This window comes from Streptomyces sp. NBC_00846 (genome assembly GCF_045207325.1).
In the GTDB taxonomy this organism is placed as follows: Bacteria; Actinomycetota; Actinomycetes; order Streptomycetales; family Streptomycetaceae; genus Streptomyces.
Map to the genome: position 1 here is coordinate 425717 of NZ_CP108847.1, position 15608 is coordinate 441324.

Genomic DNA, 15608 nt, shown 5'->3' on the forward strand with positions numbered 1-15608 from the left:
CGTGGGAGGCGACGGCCGGATCGTCGTCGAAATACTGCTCGCCGACCACCCCTTCGAGGGGTTCCTGGACCCGGTGCGCCGGCGGGCCGCGGAGTTCGGCGCGGCGCATCCCGACTACGAGGTCCGCATCTCGACGTACCGGTACTGGACCGAGACCGGCCGCGAGGATTTCATCCGGATCCTGGACCAGGGCCGCGTCCCGGCGCTCGTCGACGTCTTCTTCACCGAGACCCAGCACGCCCGCGACGCGGTCGCCGCGACCGGTGGGCCGCTGTTCACCCCGGTGCAGCGGGCGGTCGGCGGGCGCCGGGAGATCCTCGGTGAGCCGGTGGTCCTCGACGACTTCGTCGACACCGCGCGCCGCTACTACAGCTACGACGGCGAACTGGTGTCGATGCCGTTCAGCGTTTCCACGGGCCTGCTGTACGCGAACATGACGATGCTGCGGGCGGCCGGAATCACCGAGGTGCCGCAGGACTGGGACGGGTTGGAGGCCGCTTGCCGGGCCGTCGTGCGCCCGGACGGCGGTCCTTCGCATGCCGTCGCGTGGGCTGTCGACGGCTGGTTCTTCCAGGGTGCCGTGTGTCAGCAGGGCGGCCTGCTGGTCGACCACGCCAACGGCCGGTCGGGCCGGGCCCAGAAGGTGGACCTGGCCTCCGAGGAATTTTTGGCCTGGGCCACGTGGTGGCAGCGGCTGCACAAAGACGGCCTGTACCTGCACACCGGCGTGGCCCAGGACTGGGCGGGGACGTTCGAGGCCTTCATCGAGGGCCGGGTGGCGTTCCTCTACAACTCCTCGGTGATGGCCCAGTCCGTGGTGTCGGCCGGGGCGGAGGCGGGGATCGAGGTCGTCGCCGACGGCCTGCCGCGCAACGGCGCCGTGCCGTACTCAGGCGACGTCCTGGGCGGCGACTCCCTGTTTCTGGCCGCCGGGCTGCCGCCGGAGGTGGAGGACGGCGCGCTGGCGTTCCTGCAATACCTGCTCAATCCGGAGGGTGCCGCCGCCTGGCACAAGTCGAGCGGCTTCATTCCGGTGACGCACGGCTCGCACCGCCTACTGGAAGCAGAGGGCTGGTTTGCCGAGAAGCCGCACCATCTGGAGGCGCCGAAGCAGCTCGGCGCCTCCGACGGATCGCCGGCCGCGACCGGCGCGCTGGTCGGCGAGCTCTCGGGCATGCACGCCGACCTGGTCCAGGCGATGAGGGACGTGCTGGAGCAGGGCGCCGACCCCGTGAGGAGGTTCGCGCAGGCGACGGTCGCGGCGCAACGACGGCTGGACGACTACAACAGGCGGACCGCCGAACGGCACGCGGCGCGCTGGCCCGAAACCGCCGAATTGCCACCGCGCACGTCAGATCGCGGTCCCGGCACGACCTGAGACACAACCCGAGACGCGACCCGGGATAAGGCTGAACGGTCCGGTCCGCTGACGCCGGACCGTCCGCGGCCGTCGCGGATCGGAGACCACATGCCACTCCTGCGGATCGGCGGCGCCCATCACCGGCGCGCTGCTGATCCGTCCGCTACAGGAGCAGGCTGGCCAGGAGCCAACCGCGCCCCCGTGAGTGGGAAGGCTTCGCCGAATACGCAGCTGCCACGCGCGACTTCCTCGCACGGGCCGAGACAGGCGACGTCGCTGGCTTTGTGTCTCTGTGCCGGAACCTCCTGCATAATCCGGACACAGGGCTGTTCACTTCGCAGCTCTCCGCCAATCTGCTCCACGCACCCGGCATCGACATCCTTCCAGCCGATCACGAACACCGTCTGCGTGAGGCGGCACGCCGTTTCGCTGCTGAGGGCCAGCCGGCCGACGACAGCTGGATCGGCACGCCTGAATTCCCTGGCGCCCCTGGGCAGCGGTGCTGGCCTTCACTCTCCTGCTCGACTACGACGAGGCGCTGACCGCCATTCCCACTGAGCAATGGCGTTCCTGGGCCCCTACGCTGCTGGCATTTCCCCTTGCAGACACCACCGCCAGACACACCGTGCCACGCGGACGACTGCTGCAAAGAGCTCTCCCGCACGCTCCACAAGAGCTCACGGCCACCAGTGCCGCGACCGGCAATGTTTGCCCGGAAGGAGCGTGCGTGCTGGGCGGCGCGACGGGGCAAAGCTTGCCGGGAGGACCACTAGCGTGTGTCGGATGTCGGTGCGTGTGCCGTCGGGCCGACATCCGTGCAGCTCGCCATGACCGGGTGGGGAGCCCTGTCAGACCGGGAGGGCTGGAACCTGCCGCCACTCGCCCCGCCCCACTGGCCAGGCTCCTGGGCACCGACGCCGACCGCGTCCTCACCCCGAGAGGATCCACCGCCGTATGCGGCCAGGAACTCATGACCGCGCTACGCCCCCCCAACCCGCGCCCGATGGTCGGAAACCGACCGCAGACGGGTCTCCTCCTCCAACCCAGAGGGCTTTGTGGAAGCCGATCGAACCCGTCCCGCCCGAGGCACACGACGCCCACCCCCTCGCCCAAGGCCGCGTCCTTCAGGACGCCATGGACGAGGAAGCCTGGGACTGGAGCAGGACCCCCACCGACGCCGAGTTCGCCCACGACGTGGGCATCGACATCAACCTCGCCTTCATCGCCGCAGCCTGTTCTCCGGCGACCGTGTGTCAACGGACACTGCTGTATCCGTGTGCGCGGACACTTGCCGTCCTTCTGGGCGGACAGTTGATCTCCCTGTCCGGTGTGACAATTGGTCCCCGGTTTGGTTTAACCGCTCAGCCTGTTTGGGTGGGTCTCGTGGGGTGGCCGGGGTGTGCTCGGCCTCGGTAGTGTTCCGGGGCATGGGAGCCGATCTTGACAGTGGGTGGCGCTGTGGTTGAGCTGCGCGCGTTCACCCTTGCGGACGCTGGTGTGATCGTGTCGTGGATATCCGGGCCGGCCGAGCTGTTGACGTGGGCTGGTCCCGGGTTCACCTGGCCGTTGGATGATCCGCAACTCGCCGCCTATGTGGCGGAGCCGGGGCGGCGGACCTGGACGGGAGTCGGTCCGGACGGCCAGCTCGTGGGGCATGCGTCGCTGCGGTTGGACGCTGAGGGCGTGTCTGCCAGGCTCGGGCGGGTGCTCATCGCCCCGGATGCCCGAGGTCAGGGGTACGGGGCCGCGTTGCTGACTCAAGTGCTGACGTTCGCGTTCGCTCAACTGGGCCTGGAGCGAGTGGAGCTCGGGGTCTTCGCCCACAACGGCAACGCGGTGCGGCTTTATGAACGACTCGGGTTCCGCGTGGACCAGGTGCTTCCCGATGTGGAACGAGTGGACGGGCAGCCCTGGTCCGCGCTGCAGATGAGCTTGGCGAAGGCCGACTGGTCCGCAGGCGTCGGATAGAGGGGGGCGGGACGCCGGGGCCCTGGTGGTACCGGTTCACGCGCTCAGTGGGACGACGCCCTGGCCGGTGGTGGCCTGGGTCAGCCGCAGGCTGGAGCCTTCGGTGAGGACGATGTGCGCGTGGTGCAGGAGCCGGTCGACGGCGGCGGTGGCGGTGGCCAGCGTCTTGGGCATGATCGAATCGAAGCCTGACAGGTGCAGGTTCGAGGTGGCGATCACCGACCGGCGTTCGTAGGCGGCGTCGATGACGCGGTAGAACGCCTCGGCGGCGGCCTGTCCGGACGGAAGCATGCCGATGTCGTCGACGATGATGAGGTCGCACCGGGTGATCTTCGCGACGGCCTTGGCGACGGTGTTGTCGACGGTTGCCCGGCCCAGGTGAGCGGTCAGCGATTCCAGCGTGAACCAGCAGACCTTCATGCCTTCGTCGATCGCTTTGTTCGCGAGGGCCTCGGCGAGGTGGCTCTTCCCCGTGCCGGAGGGCCCGGCAACCGCCAAGTTCTCCGCCCGGGAGACCCACTCCAGCGTCATCAGCGCGTGCTGGGTCGGCGCCGGGATCGAGGAATCCGTTTCCCGCCAGGAGCCGAAGGTCTTCCCGGACGGTAGTTGGGCGAGTCGGCGGTGGTTGCGGCGGCTGGCCTCGTCCCGGCCCTTGATCTCTTCCTCCAGCAGAATCCGGACCACCTCGGCTGGGTCCCAGCGTTGCGAGCGGGCCTTGGCGAGGACCTCGGGGGCCGCCCGGCGCAAGTACGGAAACCTCATCCGCTTCAGGACGCTTTCCAGCTCGGCGGGGATCGGCGGCGGTGTCGGCGACGGAGGAACCGGGGACGGGGCTGGAACGATCTCGGGCGGATCGGCAACAACGGTGGTGGTCATCATCAACTTCCTTTCTGCGGTGGACTGTTTGGGCTTGCCGGTCCCGGGCCGCGACGCGGCCCGGGACCGGCGGATCAGGAAGCCGGGCGGCCGAAGTCGGCCCAGGCGGAGGTGCCGGGCTGGACGGAGTGTGTCTCGTCGGCGACGACGAGATCGGCGGGGCGGGTGCCGTGCCGACGGTGCTGGACGATGGACATCAGGTCGTCCTCCGCGAACCGGCCGGCGGTCGCCGCGAGACCCAGGCCCAGGTCGACCTCCGCAGGGCCGATGAGGGCGGCGAGCTCGACGGCGGCGGCCATCTTCACCCGGATCCGGGTGGTGCCCGCGGCGCCGGCCTCGATCAGCCAGGACTTCGCCCCGGGGCCGAGCTGAAGGAATGCTTCCTCAGCATCGTTGCCGGGTTTCGGTTTGGGCTGGCGCAAGGAGCCGTCCGTCTCCTGCGGATGGTTCGGATAGTGCGCCAGGTCGATGACGGGCCGTCCGGGCAGGGACAGCGGATGCCGGGCGACTTCCATCAGACCGGCCGGACCCTGCATCCACTCCGGCCGGTGCGCGAGCCGGGACAGGTCCACCACCACGACGAGTTCCTCGCCGTCCGCGCGGACCCAGGCTTCCTGGCCGACCAGGCCAGGCGGGGTCGAGTACCGGACCGAGCCGAAACGGACGGTCTGGTCCCGCAGCACCTGACGGGACTCAGCGAGCGCGAGGGTGTGAGGGGCCACGGGCAGTGGGTGCAGGCGGGTGCGTTCGACGTCCAACGCGGAGGCCGGGGTCCTGCTCGTCTCGCGGTGGACGCGAGTGTTGACCTGCTGGCAGAAGACCGCGCAGGCCCCGCGGAGTCCGGCGAAGCTGCCGTACTTCTCCCGCAGGTTCGCGGAGGTGGGGATCAGGTCCGCCTTCGCGATACGGACGGTGGCCTCACTGCCCCCTTTGGACTCGGGGGCGAACGGGACACAGGTGTGTACTTGCAGGCCGTAATGACGTCCCGCGGCAACGATTTGAGGATGACGGACCGCGATCCCGGCGACCCGGTCGATGGTCATCGTCTTCTCGTTGTCGGTGAGCACATAGGTCGGTGCCCCGCCGATCGCCCGCAGAGTGGAGTCGATGCACGAGATCACCGTGGGCAGGGTCCGGTCCCAGACCAGGATCACCACCTGGAAGCGGGACCAGGCCAGCCACGCGCAGAACAGGAGCGTCTCGCGCTCGCTTCCACCGTCCGGACCAGGCACTTTCGGGCCCCATCCCCAGTCGAACTGCAACCAGAGACCGGGCTCGGTGACCCACGGCCGGTAAGTACGAGGTGGCCGGCCCGCCAGCGTTCCTTCGCCCGCGCGACCGCCCGCCGCGTCGTCCGCTCGTCCCCGGTGAAACCCCAGCAACTGGAGGCGTTCGTGGAGCTTGTCGGCCCGCACCGTGCCCTGTGAGCGTTCGACCCACTCCTCGATCTTCGGCATGAACGGGTCGATCAACTTCGGCCGCCGGCTCATCGGACCGCTCGTGGGGCGACCCGCATCCCTCATTCGTGCGTACCGTCGGACGGTCTTCGGATCGACCCCCGCCAGCGCAGCCGCTGAATGCGCGCACTCGGTGGCGTCGAGAGCCTCGAAGATTTCCATGATCTCCCTGTCAGACTTCTTCACGATCCAATCCCTCCGGAGGATGAGTTGGTTCGCTGCCAGGCAGCACCGAGCCAACCCCCGGAGGAATCACCTCTTCGGAATCGACACGAATGGGTCCACGAAAAGGGAGATCAACTGTCCGCAGATCAGGACGTGACTTGTCCGCCTACAAAGATCTTGCGCCGTCCGCTGTCACCAGATCGTGTCGATCGTCTACTGACCGCAGCCCCACATTCCGGTTTCGGCCGTGGCATCTGGTGCCGTTTCCAGGGGCACCGCTCAGAGGGCCCTGCCGAGCCGTGACCGCTCGCCACGGAGATCCCGTCCCGGCGGCCGCCAGGCTGCCAAGCCGACGATGGCCGCCTGGATCGGCCGAGCCGACCAATCTGCCCGGTGCATCGACGCCGTCCTCCGCCCGCAGGTGGGTCTCACCGTGCTGTGGGCGCTGGGAGTCGACAAGAAGTGACGGATCTGCGAGCGCGAACCGCGTCGATGCCAGCAACGACCGGCGTTGTGCCCGTGGCGGTCTTCGCGCTGCGTGGGGTCGTCTCCCGCGTCGAGTGGTGCTACCCCTTTCTCCCATCATGCGCACCGGTGACGTTCTACGGAACCTTCCCGTCCCCGCCGAGAAACTGGTTCGGGAGGGAGCGGCCAGCAGGCGCTGCTCTCAGACGAGAGGGGAAGTCGTGGCGGGGAGATGGCGGTTGCCCAAGGTACTGGTGATCAACGTCCTGCTCGCCGGAGTGGTGTGGTTGCTCTGGCTCATGGTGTGGGGCTCCGGCTACTTCGATGTCCTCGCCGAGAACTGGCGGGTGGCGCTCACGATGGTGTTCGGTTCGCTGGTGGGCGGTGGAACGAGTGAGGGCGGCGGCGCGGTGGCGTTCCCGATCTTGACCAAGGTCCTCTCCGTCCCGCCGGATCAGGCCCGGACCTTCACGTTCGCCATTCAGTCCGTCGGCATGACGGCTGCCTCGCTGTCCCTCTTGTTGTGCAAAGTACCCGTGGAGCGGCGGGCGGTGTTCTACGGCTCGGTCGCCGGGGTACCGGGCGTAGTACTGAGCGCGACGCTGCTCGCGCCGCTGGTGCCGTTGCCGACCATACGAGCGCTGTTCACCATGTTGCTGGTGGCGCTCGCGGTCGCGCTGTTCATCCAGCTGCGTCAACGGGGCTATCGGCGCAACGCTGCCATTCCGGTGTGGACGCGGAGAGAGCGGAATCTGGTCCTGATCGGGGGGTTCGCGGGTGGTGTCGTCAGCGGAGTGGTCGGGGTGGGTGAGAACTGCGTGATGTTCCTGCTGCTGGTGCTGCTGTTCCGAATCTCGGAGAAGGTGGCCACTCCGACGACGGTTGTGATGATGACGGTGGTGTCGATCGCCGCGTTCCTTACCCACGTGTTCGTCAACGAGGACTTCACCGGTCCGGTGGTCGGATACTGGGTGGCCGCCGCTCCCGTGGTCGCCGTCGGCGCCCCGCTGGGTGCATGGATCTGTACCCGGTTGACCCCGATCGCGATCCGGGTTGTGCTCTTTATCCTGATCGGCGTCGAACTGGCCAGCACTCTACTGCTGGTGCCGTTCACGCCGGGCATGGTCGTGGCCAGTGTCACAACTCTGGTTCTGTTCACCGGCCTGTGCCTGGTTCTCGTCACGCGGGACAGTTACGCCGCCCCAGCCGTTCGTGCAGGCTCGGATGAGAGGAATGCTCAGATCCTGTGGATCGGCTCGGGAGGGCGTACCTTCCCGGGTGATTGATCGATAGGTCACCGAGCAAGGCCGACGTTGCAGCGTCGGTCGGGAAGGCACGCCCTGTGCTCACCGTAGTCAGCGATGACGGCACTGCGCGAGAAGGCTCCCTGCTGGACGAGATCGTCCGGGAGGGCGCAAGGCGGATGCTGGCCGCCGCTCTGGAAGTAGAAGTCAACACCTATATCGCCGAGTTGGCCCACGAGCGGGACGAGGTGGGGCGGCGGCTGGTGGTCCGCAACGGCTACCACCAGCCCAGGAAGGTCACCACCGCCGCCGGCGTGATCGAGGTGAAGGCTCCGAGGGTGAACGACAAGCGCGTCGACGAGACCACTGGCGAACGCAAGCGGTTCTCCTCGGCGATCCTGCCGCCCTGGTGCCGCAAGTCCCCGAAGATCGCCGAGGTGCTGCCGCTGCTCTACCTGCACGGCCTGTCCTCCGGGGACTTCGTGCCTGCGCTGGAGCAGTTCCTCGGCTCCTCCGCCGGGCTCTCGTCGGCCACCGTGACCCGGCTGACCACCCAGTGGCAGGCCGACCACGCCGCCTTCCAGGAGCGCGACCTGTCCAGCACCGACTACGTCTACGTCTGGGTCGACGGCATCCACCTGCGCATACGCCTGGACGAAGCCGAGGCCGCCGTCCTGGTCGTCATCGGCGTGCGTGCGGACGGCACCAAGGAACTGGTGGCCATGGCCGACGGCTACCGGGAATCGTGCGAGTCGTGGGCTGGGCTGCTGCGGGACTGCGCGAGACGGGGCATGCGCGCCCCGGTCCTCGCGGTCGGCGACGGCGCACTCGGGTTCTGGAAGGCCCTGCGCGAGGTCTTCCCCACCGCCCGCGAACAAAGGTGCTGGGTTCACAAGACGGCCAACGTCCTGGACGCCATGCCGAAGTCGGCCCAGCCCGCGGCGAAGAAGGCGATCCAGGACATCTACAACGCCGAGGACCGCGAGCACGCCGAGCGGGCCATTCAGACCTTCGCCAAGCTCTACGGCGCGAAGTTTCCCAAGGCCGTCAAGAAGATCACCGACGATCAGGACGTCCTGCTGGAGTTCTTCGACTACCCGGCCGAGCACTGGATCCACCTGCGGACCACCAACCCGATCGAGTCGACCTTCGCCACCGTTCGGCTCCGCACCAAAGTAACCAAGGGCGCTGGCTCCCGCGCCGCTGGCCTGGCGATGGTGTTCAAGCTCGTCGAGTCCGCCCAGGCCCGCTGGCGGGCCGTCAACGGCGCCCACCTCGTCCCGCTCGTCCGCGCCGGGGCCCGCTTCGAACGCGGCCAGCTCATAGAGCGCCCCGAGGCGGTGGCGGCATAACCGGAGCCCTCGCGGTTCTGGCTAACGGGCTGCCCGACGTGCGGAAGACAACCCTGGGCCCGCACCCTGTCCCGGCACCTGGGCCTACCGCTAAGCAGCAAGAATATTGGTCGCCTGAGGGATGTCGCCCACCCGTTCTTGCCCTTACAGGTTCTTGCGCATGTACATCGACGACACTTCGTAGCCGCTGTGGCGATACATTGCGATGGCCGCCTCGTTGCCTCCGACGACATTCAAGGCAAGCGCTGTCTTGCCCTCGCGAGCGACGAGCTCCTCGGCGGCTGCGAGGATGGCGGATCCGTATCCACGGCGTCGGAACGGCTCGAAGACGTTGATGTCGTACAGCCACGCGGAGCTAGCGGTGCCCGACGCTTGGCCCGGATCCGGACCGATCCACGCGTTCCCCACCACCTCGCCTGATCCGTTCTCCGCCATCACGAGCTGATGACCGGCTGTGTCGGGGCCGTCAGGGAGGAACTTGGCCGTGCCGTGCCTGACCCGTTCTCGCGCCAGCTCTGCCGGCATGAACTTGCTGAGCACACGAGCCGACTCGGCTTCACGATGCTCAGTCGCCGCGTGATACTCCGCCGGCGTCATCTTCCGCAAGGCCACCTGCTGCGCATCCATGCCGCCATCTTCAACCGGTCACTTGTAACAGCGCTACTGGTTTCCAAGCCCGATGGCCCTCGCCGTCACCGCCACGCTCAGCCACAACACCAACGACTCGACCCACAGGTTTTGACAATTGCTCCCGTAACACCCGACACGGCCATCGCGTTCTCCCGCGATCTTCAGCCGGACACCGAGTTCGGCACGGCCCTGGGCGAAGTCGGCGACTGGGAGGTCGACGTCGCCCACTCGCTGGGAGCCGGCGGTCTGCTCGTCCCGGACGCCGTGCTGCACCTGTGCTTCCAGAACCTGCCGCACGTCTTCGTCGAACTGGACCGCGCCACCATGTCGCTGGGCAAGCTCATCAACGGACGGCGGGAGCACGGCGGCGGGTGACAACCAGGCCCTGCGAATCGCTGATCCCCACATGACACACCTGCTGTCACCCGAAGAGATCGAGGCCGCCCGCACATCCAACGGTGGCTACACGATGGCCCAGCTTGCCGCCTGGGCATCGACTGGCTACCGCCCAAGGGATGGAGCAAGGAACTGCAGAAGCGCTGGCAGGCCCATCAGGAGACCGACGAACACGCCTGTCGCTGTCTCAGAGGTCTACCGGCGGAGGCCGTTTACGGTTGGCGAGCGCCTCCAGGCGTTGAACATGCCCGGCCGCTCCTCCCTGCCTACGGAGCTGGACGTCGTAGTCAGGGTTTTGTGCGGAGAGCGTCGTTGGTGAGTTGGTTGAGCTTTGCGCTGTATTCCTTCAACTCGGGCGAAACGTGGTCGGAGTCCTTGATGAGCTTCCGCGCCTTGCGCGCCTGTTCCTTCACGCATTGTTCCATATCTTCACTGTCGTCCCCCTTCATTACATCCTCGGCATTCCAAAGTGCGGAACTCGGTGAATGAAGAGTCCATGTATGTCATCTCTGGGACTTCGATGTGAGATTTATCATCAAGGTCGAGAGTGATCTTGAAAATGTAGACGCGTGGAAGGGATCCATCGCCGACCAATTTCTGACCGACGGTGAAGGCCACCCGCTCCTGCTTGTGAGGCGGAACGGTGTACTTCATCTTGCGAACCTTATCGAAGGGCGTGCGTGCTTCTACAGGGACCTTGATGTCATACCGGGCATAGAATTCGGTCCCCCCGCACCATACGGGCAGCCCAATGTGCTTATCGACCTAAAGTGTAATGTGGCTTGCGATACTAGAACGGGATTATTGCTTTTGTTTCTGAGGATTATTGTAACGAGAGATGCCTTCCAATCTTCAATTACCCCTTTCCCTAAGGAGCCTTCGTCAATCTGCCAGTCTGCCCGGATTTCCGATTCCTTATCAATGTCGAAGTCCACCAGCTCAAGGGCTGACTCAGGGGTTGGCTCGGGCTGGATATCGGGGAACAGTAAGAACAGGAGTCCGAGGATCCCGGCAACGATGGTTACCACTCCGCCTACAATCGCAAGCACCCCCTGAGGACGCTGCAAGAAGGGACGCTCACCGCCTCTGGGCTGTTCTTCGTCTGAGGTGTCCGGTTGTCCGGTTGTCGAGTCAGTGCGCGAAGTACCCTGGTTTGCTGTCATATGCGCTTCCACCCCATTTGGATACAGTCCCCCAGGCCCACACCCTGATGGGGCAGGCTCGGCGGCTTCCTAGTTGCCCAGGTGTTCCCAGGGGGCGTAGCCGTCTGGAAAGTTAGCCGGCCGCGAGCGTGTTAATTGCAGTGATGGCGATGCCCATCACGTCCAGCGCATGCCGACCTTGGACAACTGCTCTACCCGTTCCGAGGTCAGAGCGGCGGCCGGGAGCGCTGGCTGCTCACCCAAGGGCTTCCCGCTTCCCCCTCATGGCATGCCGAGCGCGGACAGCGCCTCGCGCCGTTCAGGGGTGAGCTTGTCGGCCCTTCGGCGGCTGTTGTCGATTGCGATCTCTCGGTTTGGTGTCGGTGGTAGTGAGAGTCAGTAGTGCTGGTTTGGGCCTGTGGTCTTTCAGCGCTGGTCAGTGGGGTGTCGGTGGTGGGGGTTGTCACTGTCATAGGGCGAGAGATCTTGGTGGGGGATCGCTGTCGTGGGGCTTTATCTCATGGCAGGTGATGCTGTCTCAGGTTCGAGAGTTCTGATGCGGTCGGTGGTGGTGTGCCGGGTTTGATCGGGGGATGAAGCGGGACACAGGAACCGGACTGAGCCTGGATCCACCGGGTGGATTTCGGGGTGAGGGTTTCGGCGGATTTTTGGTCCTCGCGGAGTTGACCGGTGGTTTCGGGTGTCGGGTGTCCGCTGGTCTGCCCAGCTTTTCCACGTGTCTGCAGGTATCGGGCCCTCTCGGGCGGGTCGTTTCAGGGAGCGTCAGCCGACTGGTGGTGGCGCGTGCGTGGCGGTGAACAGCTGGATGAACTCGCTTTCCCAGGGCCAGTGTTGGGGCAGGTGGAGGGTGAGGTGGCGTGCTGAGCGGGCCAGACGTGCGGGGACGTTGATCAGGTGGTCGCGGATCGTCGCGGTGGTCGCGCGGGCATGGAACGCGCAGGCCAGGGCCCCGGCGGCGCGGGTCAGGTTGTGGGCGAGGGCGGCGAGCGTGAGCCAGGCGGCGTTCGCCTGGAAGTGCCCGGAGGGGGCGTGCGCGAAGGCGCTGTTCTTGACGTCCGCGATCACCTGCTCCACCACGGCGTGCCGTCGGTGATCACGCTCGGCGTCGATCAGGGTGAGCGGGGAGTCGGTGAACGCGGCGTGGTAGCGCCAGGTATCGAAGAGCGTGCCCTGTCCCTCGGGCAGGGCCGCGGGGTTGAGCCGCTTCACCCTGCGCACGATCAATCGGGCGGTGACCTGCTGTTTCTTTGGCTTGGAGGTGAAGGCGGTGTAGGTGGTCTCGGCTATCTCCGCGTCCGAGATCCAGCACTGTCCCTCCTCGTCCCAGACCGCCTTGGGGTACTTGATCGCCGTCCACGCGCTCTCGCCGATGGCCGCGATGGCGGTCTTGACCGAGGCGTTCATCCGCGCCGTGACGGAGAACCGGGCGTCCGCGGCCCGGCAGGCGTTCACCACGTCAGCGCCGTAGAACGCGGAGTCGGCACGCACGATCAGCAGGCCGCCGGCCCCGCAGGTGCGGGCGGCGCGGATGGTCTCGGCAACGAACCCGGCCGCACCGCGTGCCGAGTTCGTGGGCCCCTTGCGCAGGCGGGTGGCAGCGATCACCGGTGCGGCGAGCGGGGTGGAGATGATCCCGAGCAGCGCGTTCAGGCCCTTGACCTTGCTGTATCCGTAACCGGCACCCTGCTTGGCATAGCCGTAGGTACGGCGGATCGTGTCGTCAATGTCCACATAAGCCACCGCCTGCGCGCCGGGCAGCAGCCCGGTGTGCGCGGCCAGGGCGGGTAGGAACCGCCGGGCCACGGCATGCAGTTGCTTCACATGACCGTGGGTGAAGGAACGCAGGAACGAGCCCAGCGTGGACGGCGCCCGCACCCCGGTGAACAGCCGGGACAGTCCGCCGTGCCGCAACCGGTCCATGTCATCGAAGCTGTCCGCACCCGCGACCATGCCGCCGACCAGCGACATCACCTTCGCCGCCGGGAAAGAACCCGTGCCGTCCCTCGAGACCGGCAGCTTCACCAGGCCCTCGACCAGCGCGGGCAGTCCGCACCGCTCGGCCAGACGCGCCACCGGCTCAAGCCCGCCGTACGCGACGAGATTCGGGTCATCGAACCGTGCGGAGACCATCGCGGCGGCATGGGAAGATTGCATCTCGGAAGTGCCTTGTCGATCGTGCCTGATGTGGTCCTAGAGAAACCCCATCATCGCAGGTCACAAGGCACTTCCTCGTTTCCGTGAGAGTCATCCACAGACGTCAAGCCGGTGGATCCAGGCTGAGGCGCCCGGCCGGGCTGCCCAGAGCGTTGGTGGTGCGGCGTCTTCTGGAGCGACATCAGGCCGGGGAATTGACGTCCCAGCATGTGCGGGCGGTCGCTGACGTGTCGGGTGTGTCGGTGCGTACGGTGTGGCGCTGGCTGGAGCGGGCCAAGGCGACGGGCCAGGCGGAGGCCGGGGTCCGCCAGGGCTACGCGGTGTCGGATATGGCGTGGGCGCTGCTGGGCCGGGTGGGCGGGAATGTCGCCGAGCTGCGGCGCCGGCTGGCCGACGGAGGTGATGGGGGTGAGGCCCCATCGTTGTCGACGTTGCACCGCGTGGCGGTCCAGTTCCTGCTTGAGCCACGTGGCGGGGACGGGCTCGTAGTGGTTGAGGCTTCCTGTCTTGCGGATTAAGTACGTGTCGCAGTCCAGGTCGGTCGGGGTTCGTCCCGCAGCCGAAACGGTGGAGGTTCGAGCAGACCTGCGGTGGAACCCGGCACCTACTTGACGTGATAGCCGGGCTATCAGCCTGGCCACCAATACTCCGTGACGGCCCGCCGCAGAAGCCGACGGGCCGTCACGAAAGGACGAGGTTAGTGGATCTTGATCGAGATGATCTTGTGGACCGGGCTCTGACCAGCCTGCCACGTAGACCACTTCTGGAGCGTGACGCTTTCGAGGCGAGAGTTGTTCAAGCTCCGCTGGAACTGGAAGGTCACAACGTTGTTCCCCGACTCGACCCAGTTGACGCCGTAGATAGCGACGGCCGTCTGTCCGGCGTTGGCGAAGCAGATCTGGTCTTTGCCGTTGTTGTTGTGAACTTCGACGTAGCTGGTCTCGTTGCAGGCCGTGCGGTTGATGTACGGCATGGCGGGCGCGGTTGCAGCCGGAGCCGCAGTGATGGGCGTGGTTGCGGCGGAGGCGGCCGTGGCGGGTACCGCCGTGGCGGCCAGCACTGCCATGGCGGCGGCAGCGACACCCAAGGAGCGGCGCACGGGCAGCTTCATGTTCTCTCACTCTCATATTCGGGAGAAGGAGTACAAACCGTTACACACCAACTACGCTCGGCTTTCACGTGGTGGGGGAGCCCTGCACGTGATCGGAAACGCGAAGAGTGTTCCTGACCTGCAACGATGCGACTCGCCCAGGGGCCGGGGCGGCGTATGAAGAACCACTCTTCGAGTGAACGGGCCTATCGGGTTTCTACCCGTGTGTCCGAGTCGGAAGTGGCGGGCGCCCTGCACCCGCCGTGCAGCGGGCAGTTGGGTGGTTGGTTTGGCTGGATCTCCCGGGGAGGGGCGTGCGGCGACGGGGCGGCTGGGGCAGGGGGGAATGAGTTTCCCGGTTCGTCCTCCCTCGTGGTGGCTGGTGTGATCGGCTGTCGGTTTGAGTGCCTGTTGGGATGTTTGGTCTGTTGGAGGGGTAGTTGATGCAGGGTTTGACGCGGGTGCCACTGGAGCACGGTGGGGCGGGCGCTGTCACGTTGGCTGACGGCATGGGATGTTCTTCTGGTTGATCATGCTCGGGAGGGTCTTGCTGCGGAGAGTGCGTTGCCGTCGTATAGGGGGCACCGGTACCCGGTGGAGATCATCTCCCACTGCGTCTGGCTGTACTTCCGGTTCCCGCTCAGCTTCCGCGAGGTCGAGGAGCTGATGCTCGAGCGCGGCGTCATGGTGTCCTACGAGACGGTGCGCCGGTGGTGCCTGAAGTTCGGCCAGGCCTACGCGGACAGCCTGCGGCGCCGCCGTCCTCGGCCCGGCGATAAATGGCACCTGGACGAGGTCTTCATCAAGGTCAACGGCGAGATGAAGTACCTGTGGCGGGCCGTCGACGTCGACGGCAACGTGCTCGACATCCTGATCCAGAACCGCCGCGACAAGGCCGCGGCCAGGCGTTTCTTCCGCAGACTCCTCAAAGAGACCGGCACGGTGCCGCGGGTGGTCGTCACCGACAAGCTCCGCTCCTACAGCGCTGCCCACCGCGAGGTGATGCCCTCGGTCGAGCACCGCTCCCACAAAGGACTGAACAACCGGGCGGAGAACTCGCACCAGCCCACCAGGCAGCGCGAGCGCGCGATGAAGGGCTTCCGCAGCGTCGGTGGCGCCCAAAGATTCCTGGCCGCCTTCAGCGGCATCTCGCCCCACTTCCGACCCTGCCGTTACCACCGCACCGCACCCGACCACCGCCTCGAGATGACCGTCCGCTTCACGATCTGGGACCAGATCACCGGCGCCGCCGGCCTGCCCGCCACGGCCTGACCGACAGCCGCCTCGA

The 15608-nt window shown here is 66.7% G+C and carries 14 protein-coding genes; 7 read left to right on the forward strand and 7 right to left on the reverse strand.

Features of this window, described 5'->3' with window-relative positions:
- Position 1 precedes the first annotated feature (1 nt).
- A complete protein-coding gene (locus OG936_RS39250; RefSeq protein ID WP_331755385.1) occupies positions 2-1378 on the forward strand; it encodes an extracellular solute-binding protein in 1377 nt (458 codons plus the stop codon).
- A 1440-nt stretch (positions 1379-2818) separates the two neighbouring features.
- Entirely contained in the window at positions 2819-3328 is a 510-nt protein-coding gene (locus OG936_RS39255; protein ID WP_331755386.1) for a GNAT family protein, read from the forward strand.
- 36 nt (positions 3329-3364) lie between these two features.
- Here the strand turns inward: OG936_RS39255 and istB are convergent, their stop codons facing one another.
- Together istB and istA are read right to left on the reverse strand one after the other, a co-directional pair.
- Positions 3365-4204, reverse strand: coding sequence for an IS21-like element helper ATPase IstB (istB, locus tag OG936_RS39260; protein WP_331755387.1), 840 nt, complete (start codon positions 4202-4204; stop codon positions 3365-3367).
- A 74-nt stretch (positions 4205-4278) separates the two neighbouring features.
- Positions 4279-5823, reverse strand: coding sequence for an IS21 family transposase (gene istA / locus OG936_RS39265; protein WP_331755388.1), 1545 nt, complete (start codon positions 5821-5823; stop codon positions 4279-4281).
- 749 nt (positions 5824-6572) lie between these two features.
- On the opposite strand from istA, the gene OG936_RS39270 reads away from it, so the two are divergent.
- Positions 6573-7577 carry a TSUP family transporter gene (locus OG936_RS39270; RefSeq protein WP_331755431.1) on the forward strand — a complete coding sequence of 335 codons (1005 nt, stop codon included), beginning with the start codon at positions 6573-6575 and terminating at the stop codon, positions 7575-7577.
- A 56-nt stretch (positions 7578-7633) separates the two neighbouring features.
- Positions 7634-8887, forward strand: a complete 1254-nt coding sequence (locus OG936_RS39275) for an IS256 family transposase (RefSeq protein ID WP_331755389.1) — start codon at positions 7634-7636, stop codon at positions 8885-8887.
- Positions 8888-9031: 144 nt separating this feature from the next.
- Here the strand turns inward: OG936_RS39275 and OG936_RS39280 are convergent, their stop codons facing one another.
- Entirely contained in the window at positions 9032-9514 is a 483-nt protein-coding gene (locus OG936_RS39280; protein WP_331755390.1) for a GNAT family N-acetyltransferase, read from the reverse strand.
- A 111-nt stretch (positions 9515-9625) separates the two neighbouring features.
- On the opposite strand from OG936_RS39280, the gene OG936_RS39285 reads away from it, so the two are divergent.
- The gene (locus OG936_RS39285) at positions 9626-9892 is read left to right on the forward strand and encodes a hypothetical protein (RefSeq protein WP_331755391.1); all 267 of its coding nucleotides are present in this window, start codon (positions 9626-9628) and stop codon (positions 9890-9892) included.
- A 308-nt stretch (positions 9893-10200) separates the two neighbouring features.
- Here the strand turns inward: OG936_RS39285 and OG936_RS39290 are convergent, their stop codons facing one another.
- From OG936_RS39290 to OG936_RS39300, 3 genes are all read right to left on the reverse strand, one after another.
- Positions 10201-10326, reverse strand: a complete 126-nt coding sequence (locus OG936_RS39290; RefSeq protein WP_406500874.1) for a hypothetical protein — start codon at positions 10324-10326, stop codon at positions 10201-10203.
- Between the two features lie 16 nt (positions 10327-10342).
- Positions 10343-10567, reverse strand: coding sequence for a hypothetical protein (locus tag OG936_RS39295; protein WP_406500875.1), 225 nt, complete (start codon positions 10565-10567; stop codon positions 10343-10345).
- Positions 10568-11838: 1271 nt separating this feature from the next.
- The gene (locus OG936_RS39300) at positions 11839-13230 is read right to left on the reverse strand and encodes an IS1380 family transposase (protein WP_331746122.1); all 1392 of its coding nucleotides are present in this window, start codon (positions 13228-13230) and stop codon (positions 11839-11841) included.
- Positions 13231-13388: 158 nt separating this feature from the next.
- Between OG936_RS39300 and OG936_RS39305 the strand changes: the two genes are divergently transcribed.
- Positions 13389-13748 (forward strand): helix-turn-helix domain-containing protein, encoded by a 360-nt coding sequence (locus tag OG936_RS39305; RefSeq protein ID WP_406500890.1) that lies wholly within the window; start codon positions 13389-13391, stop codon positions 13746-13748.
- Positions 13749-13927: 179 nt separating this feature from the next.
- Here the strand turns inward: OG936_RS39305 and OG936_RS39310 are convergent, their stop codons facing one another.
- Positions 13928-14341 carry a beta/gamma crystallin domain-containing protein gene (locus OG936_RS39310; RefSeq protein WP_331755394.1) on the reverse strand — a complete coding sequence of 138 codons (414 nt, stop codon included), beginning with the start codon at positions 14339-14341 and terminating at the stop codon, positions 13928-13930.
- Between the two features lie 501 nt (positions 14342-14842).
- On the opposite strand from OG936_RS39310, the gene OG936_RS39315 reads away from it, so the two are divergent.
- Positions 14843-15592, forward strand: coding sequence for an IS6 family transposase (locus OG936_RS39315; RefSeq protein WP_406500892.1), 750 nt, complete (start codon positions 14843-14845; stop codon positions 15590-15592).
- Positions 15593-15608: the final 16 nt, after the last annotated feature.

What these genes read in the sequence shown, in the direction of transcription:
- istB (WP_331755387.1), bottom strand. Translation starts at nt 4,204, where the DNA reads ATGACCACCACCGTTGTTGCCGATCCGCCCGAGATCGTTCCAGCCCCG.
- istA (WP_331755388.1), bottom strand. Translation starts at nt 5,823, where the DNA reads ATGGAAATCTTCGAGGCTCTCGACGCCACCGAGTGCGCGCATTCAGCG.
- OG936_RS39280 (WP_331755390.1), bottom strand. Translation starts at nt 9,514, where the DNA reads ATGGATGCGCAGCAGGTGGCCTTGCGGAAGATGACGCCGGCGGAGTAT.
- OG936_RS39295 (WP_406500875.1), bottom strand. Translation starts at nt 10,567, where the DNA reads ATGAAGTACACCGTTCCGCCTCACAAGCAGGAGCGGGTGGCCTTCACC.
- OG936_RS39300 (WP_331746122.1), bottom strand. Translation starts at nt 13,230, where the DNA reads ATGCAATCTTCCCATGCCGCCGCGATGGTCTCCGCACGGTTCGATGAC.
- OG936_RS39310 (WP_331755394.1), bottom strand. Translation starts at nt 14,341, where the DNA reads ATGAAGCTGCCCGTGCGCCGCTCCTTGGGTGTCGCTGCCGCCGCCATG.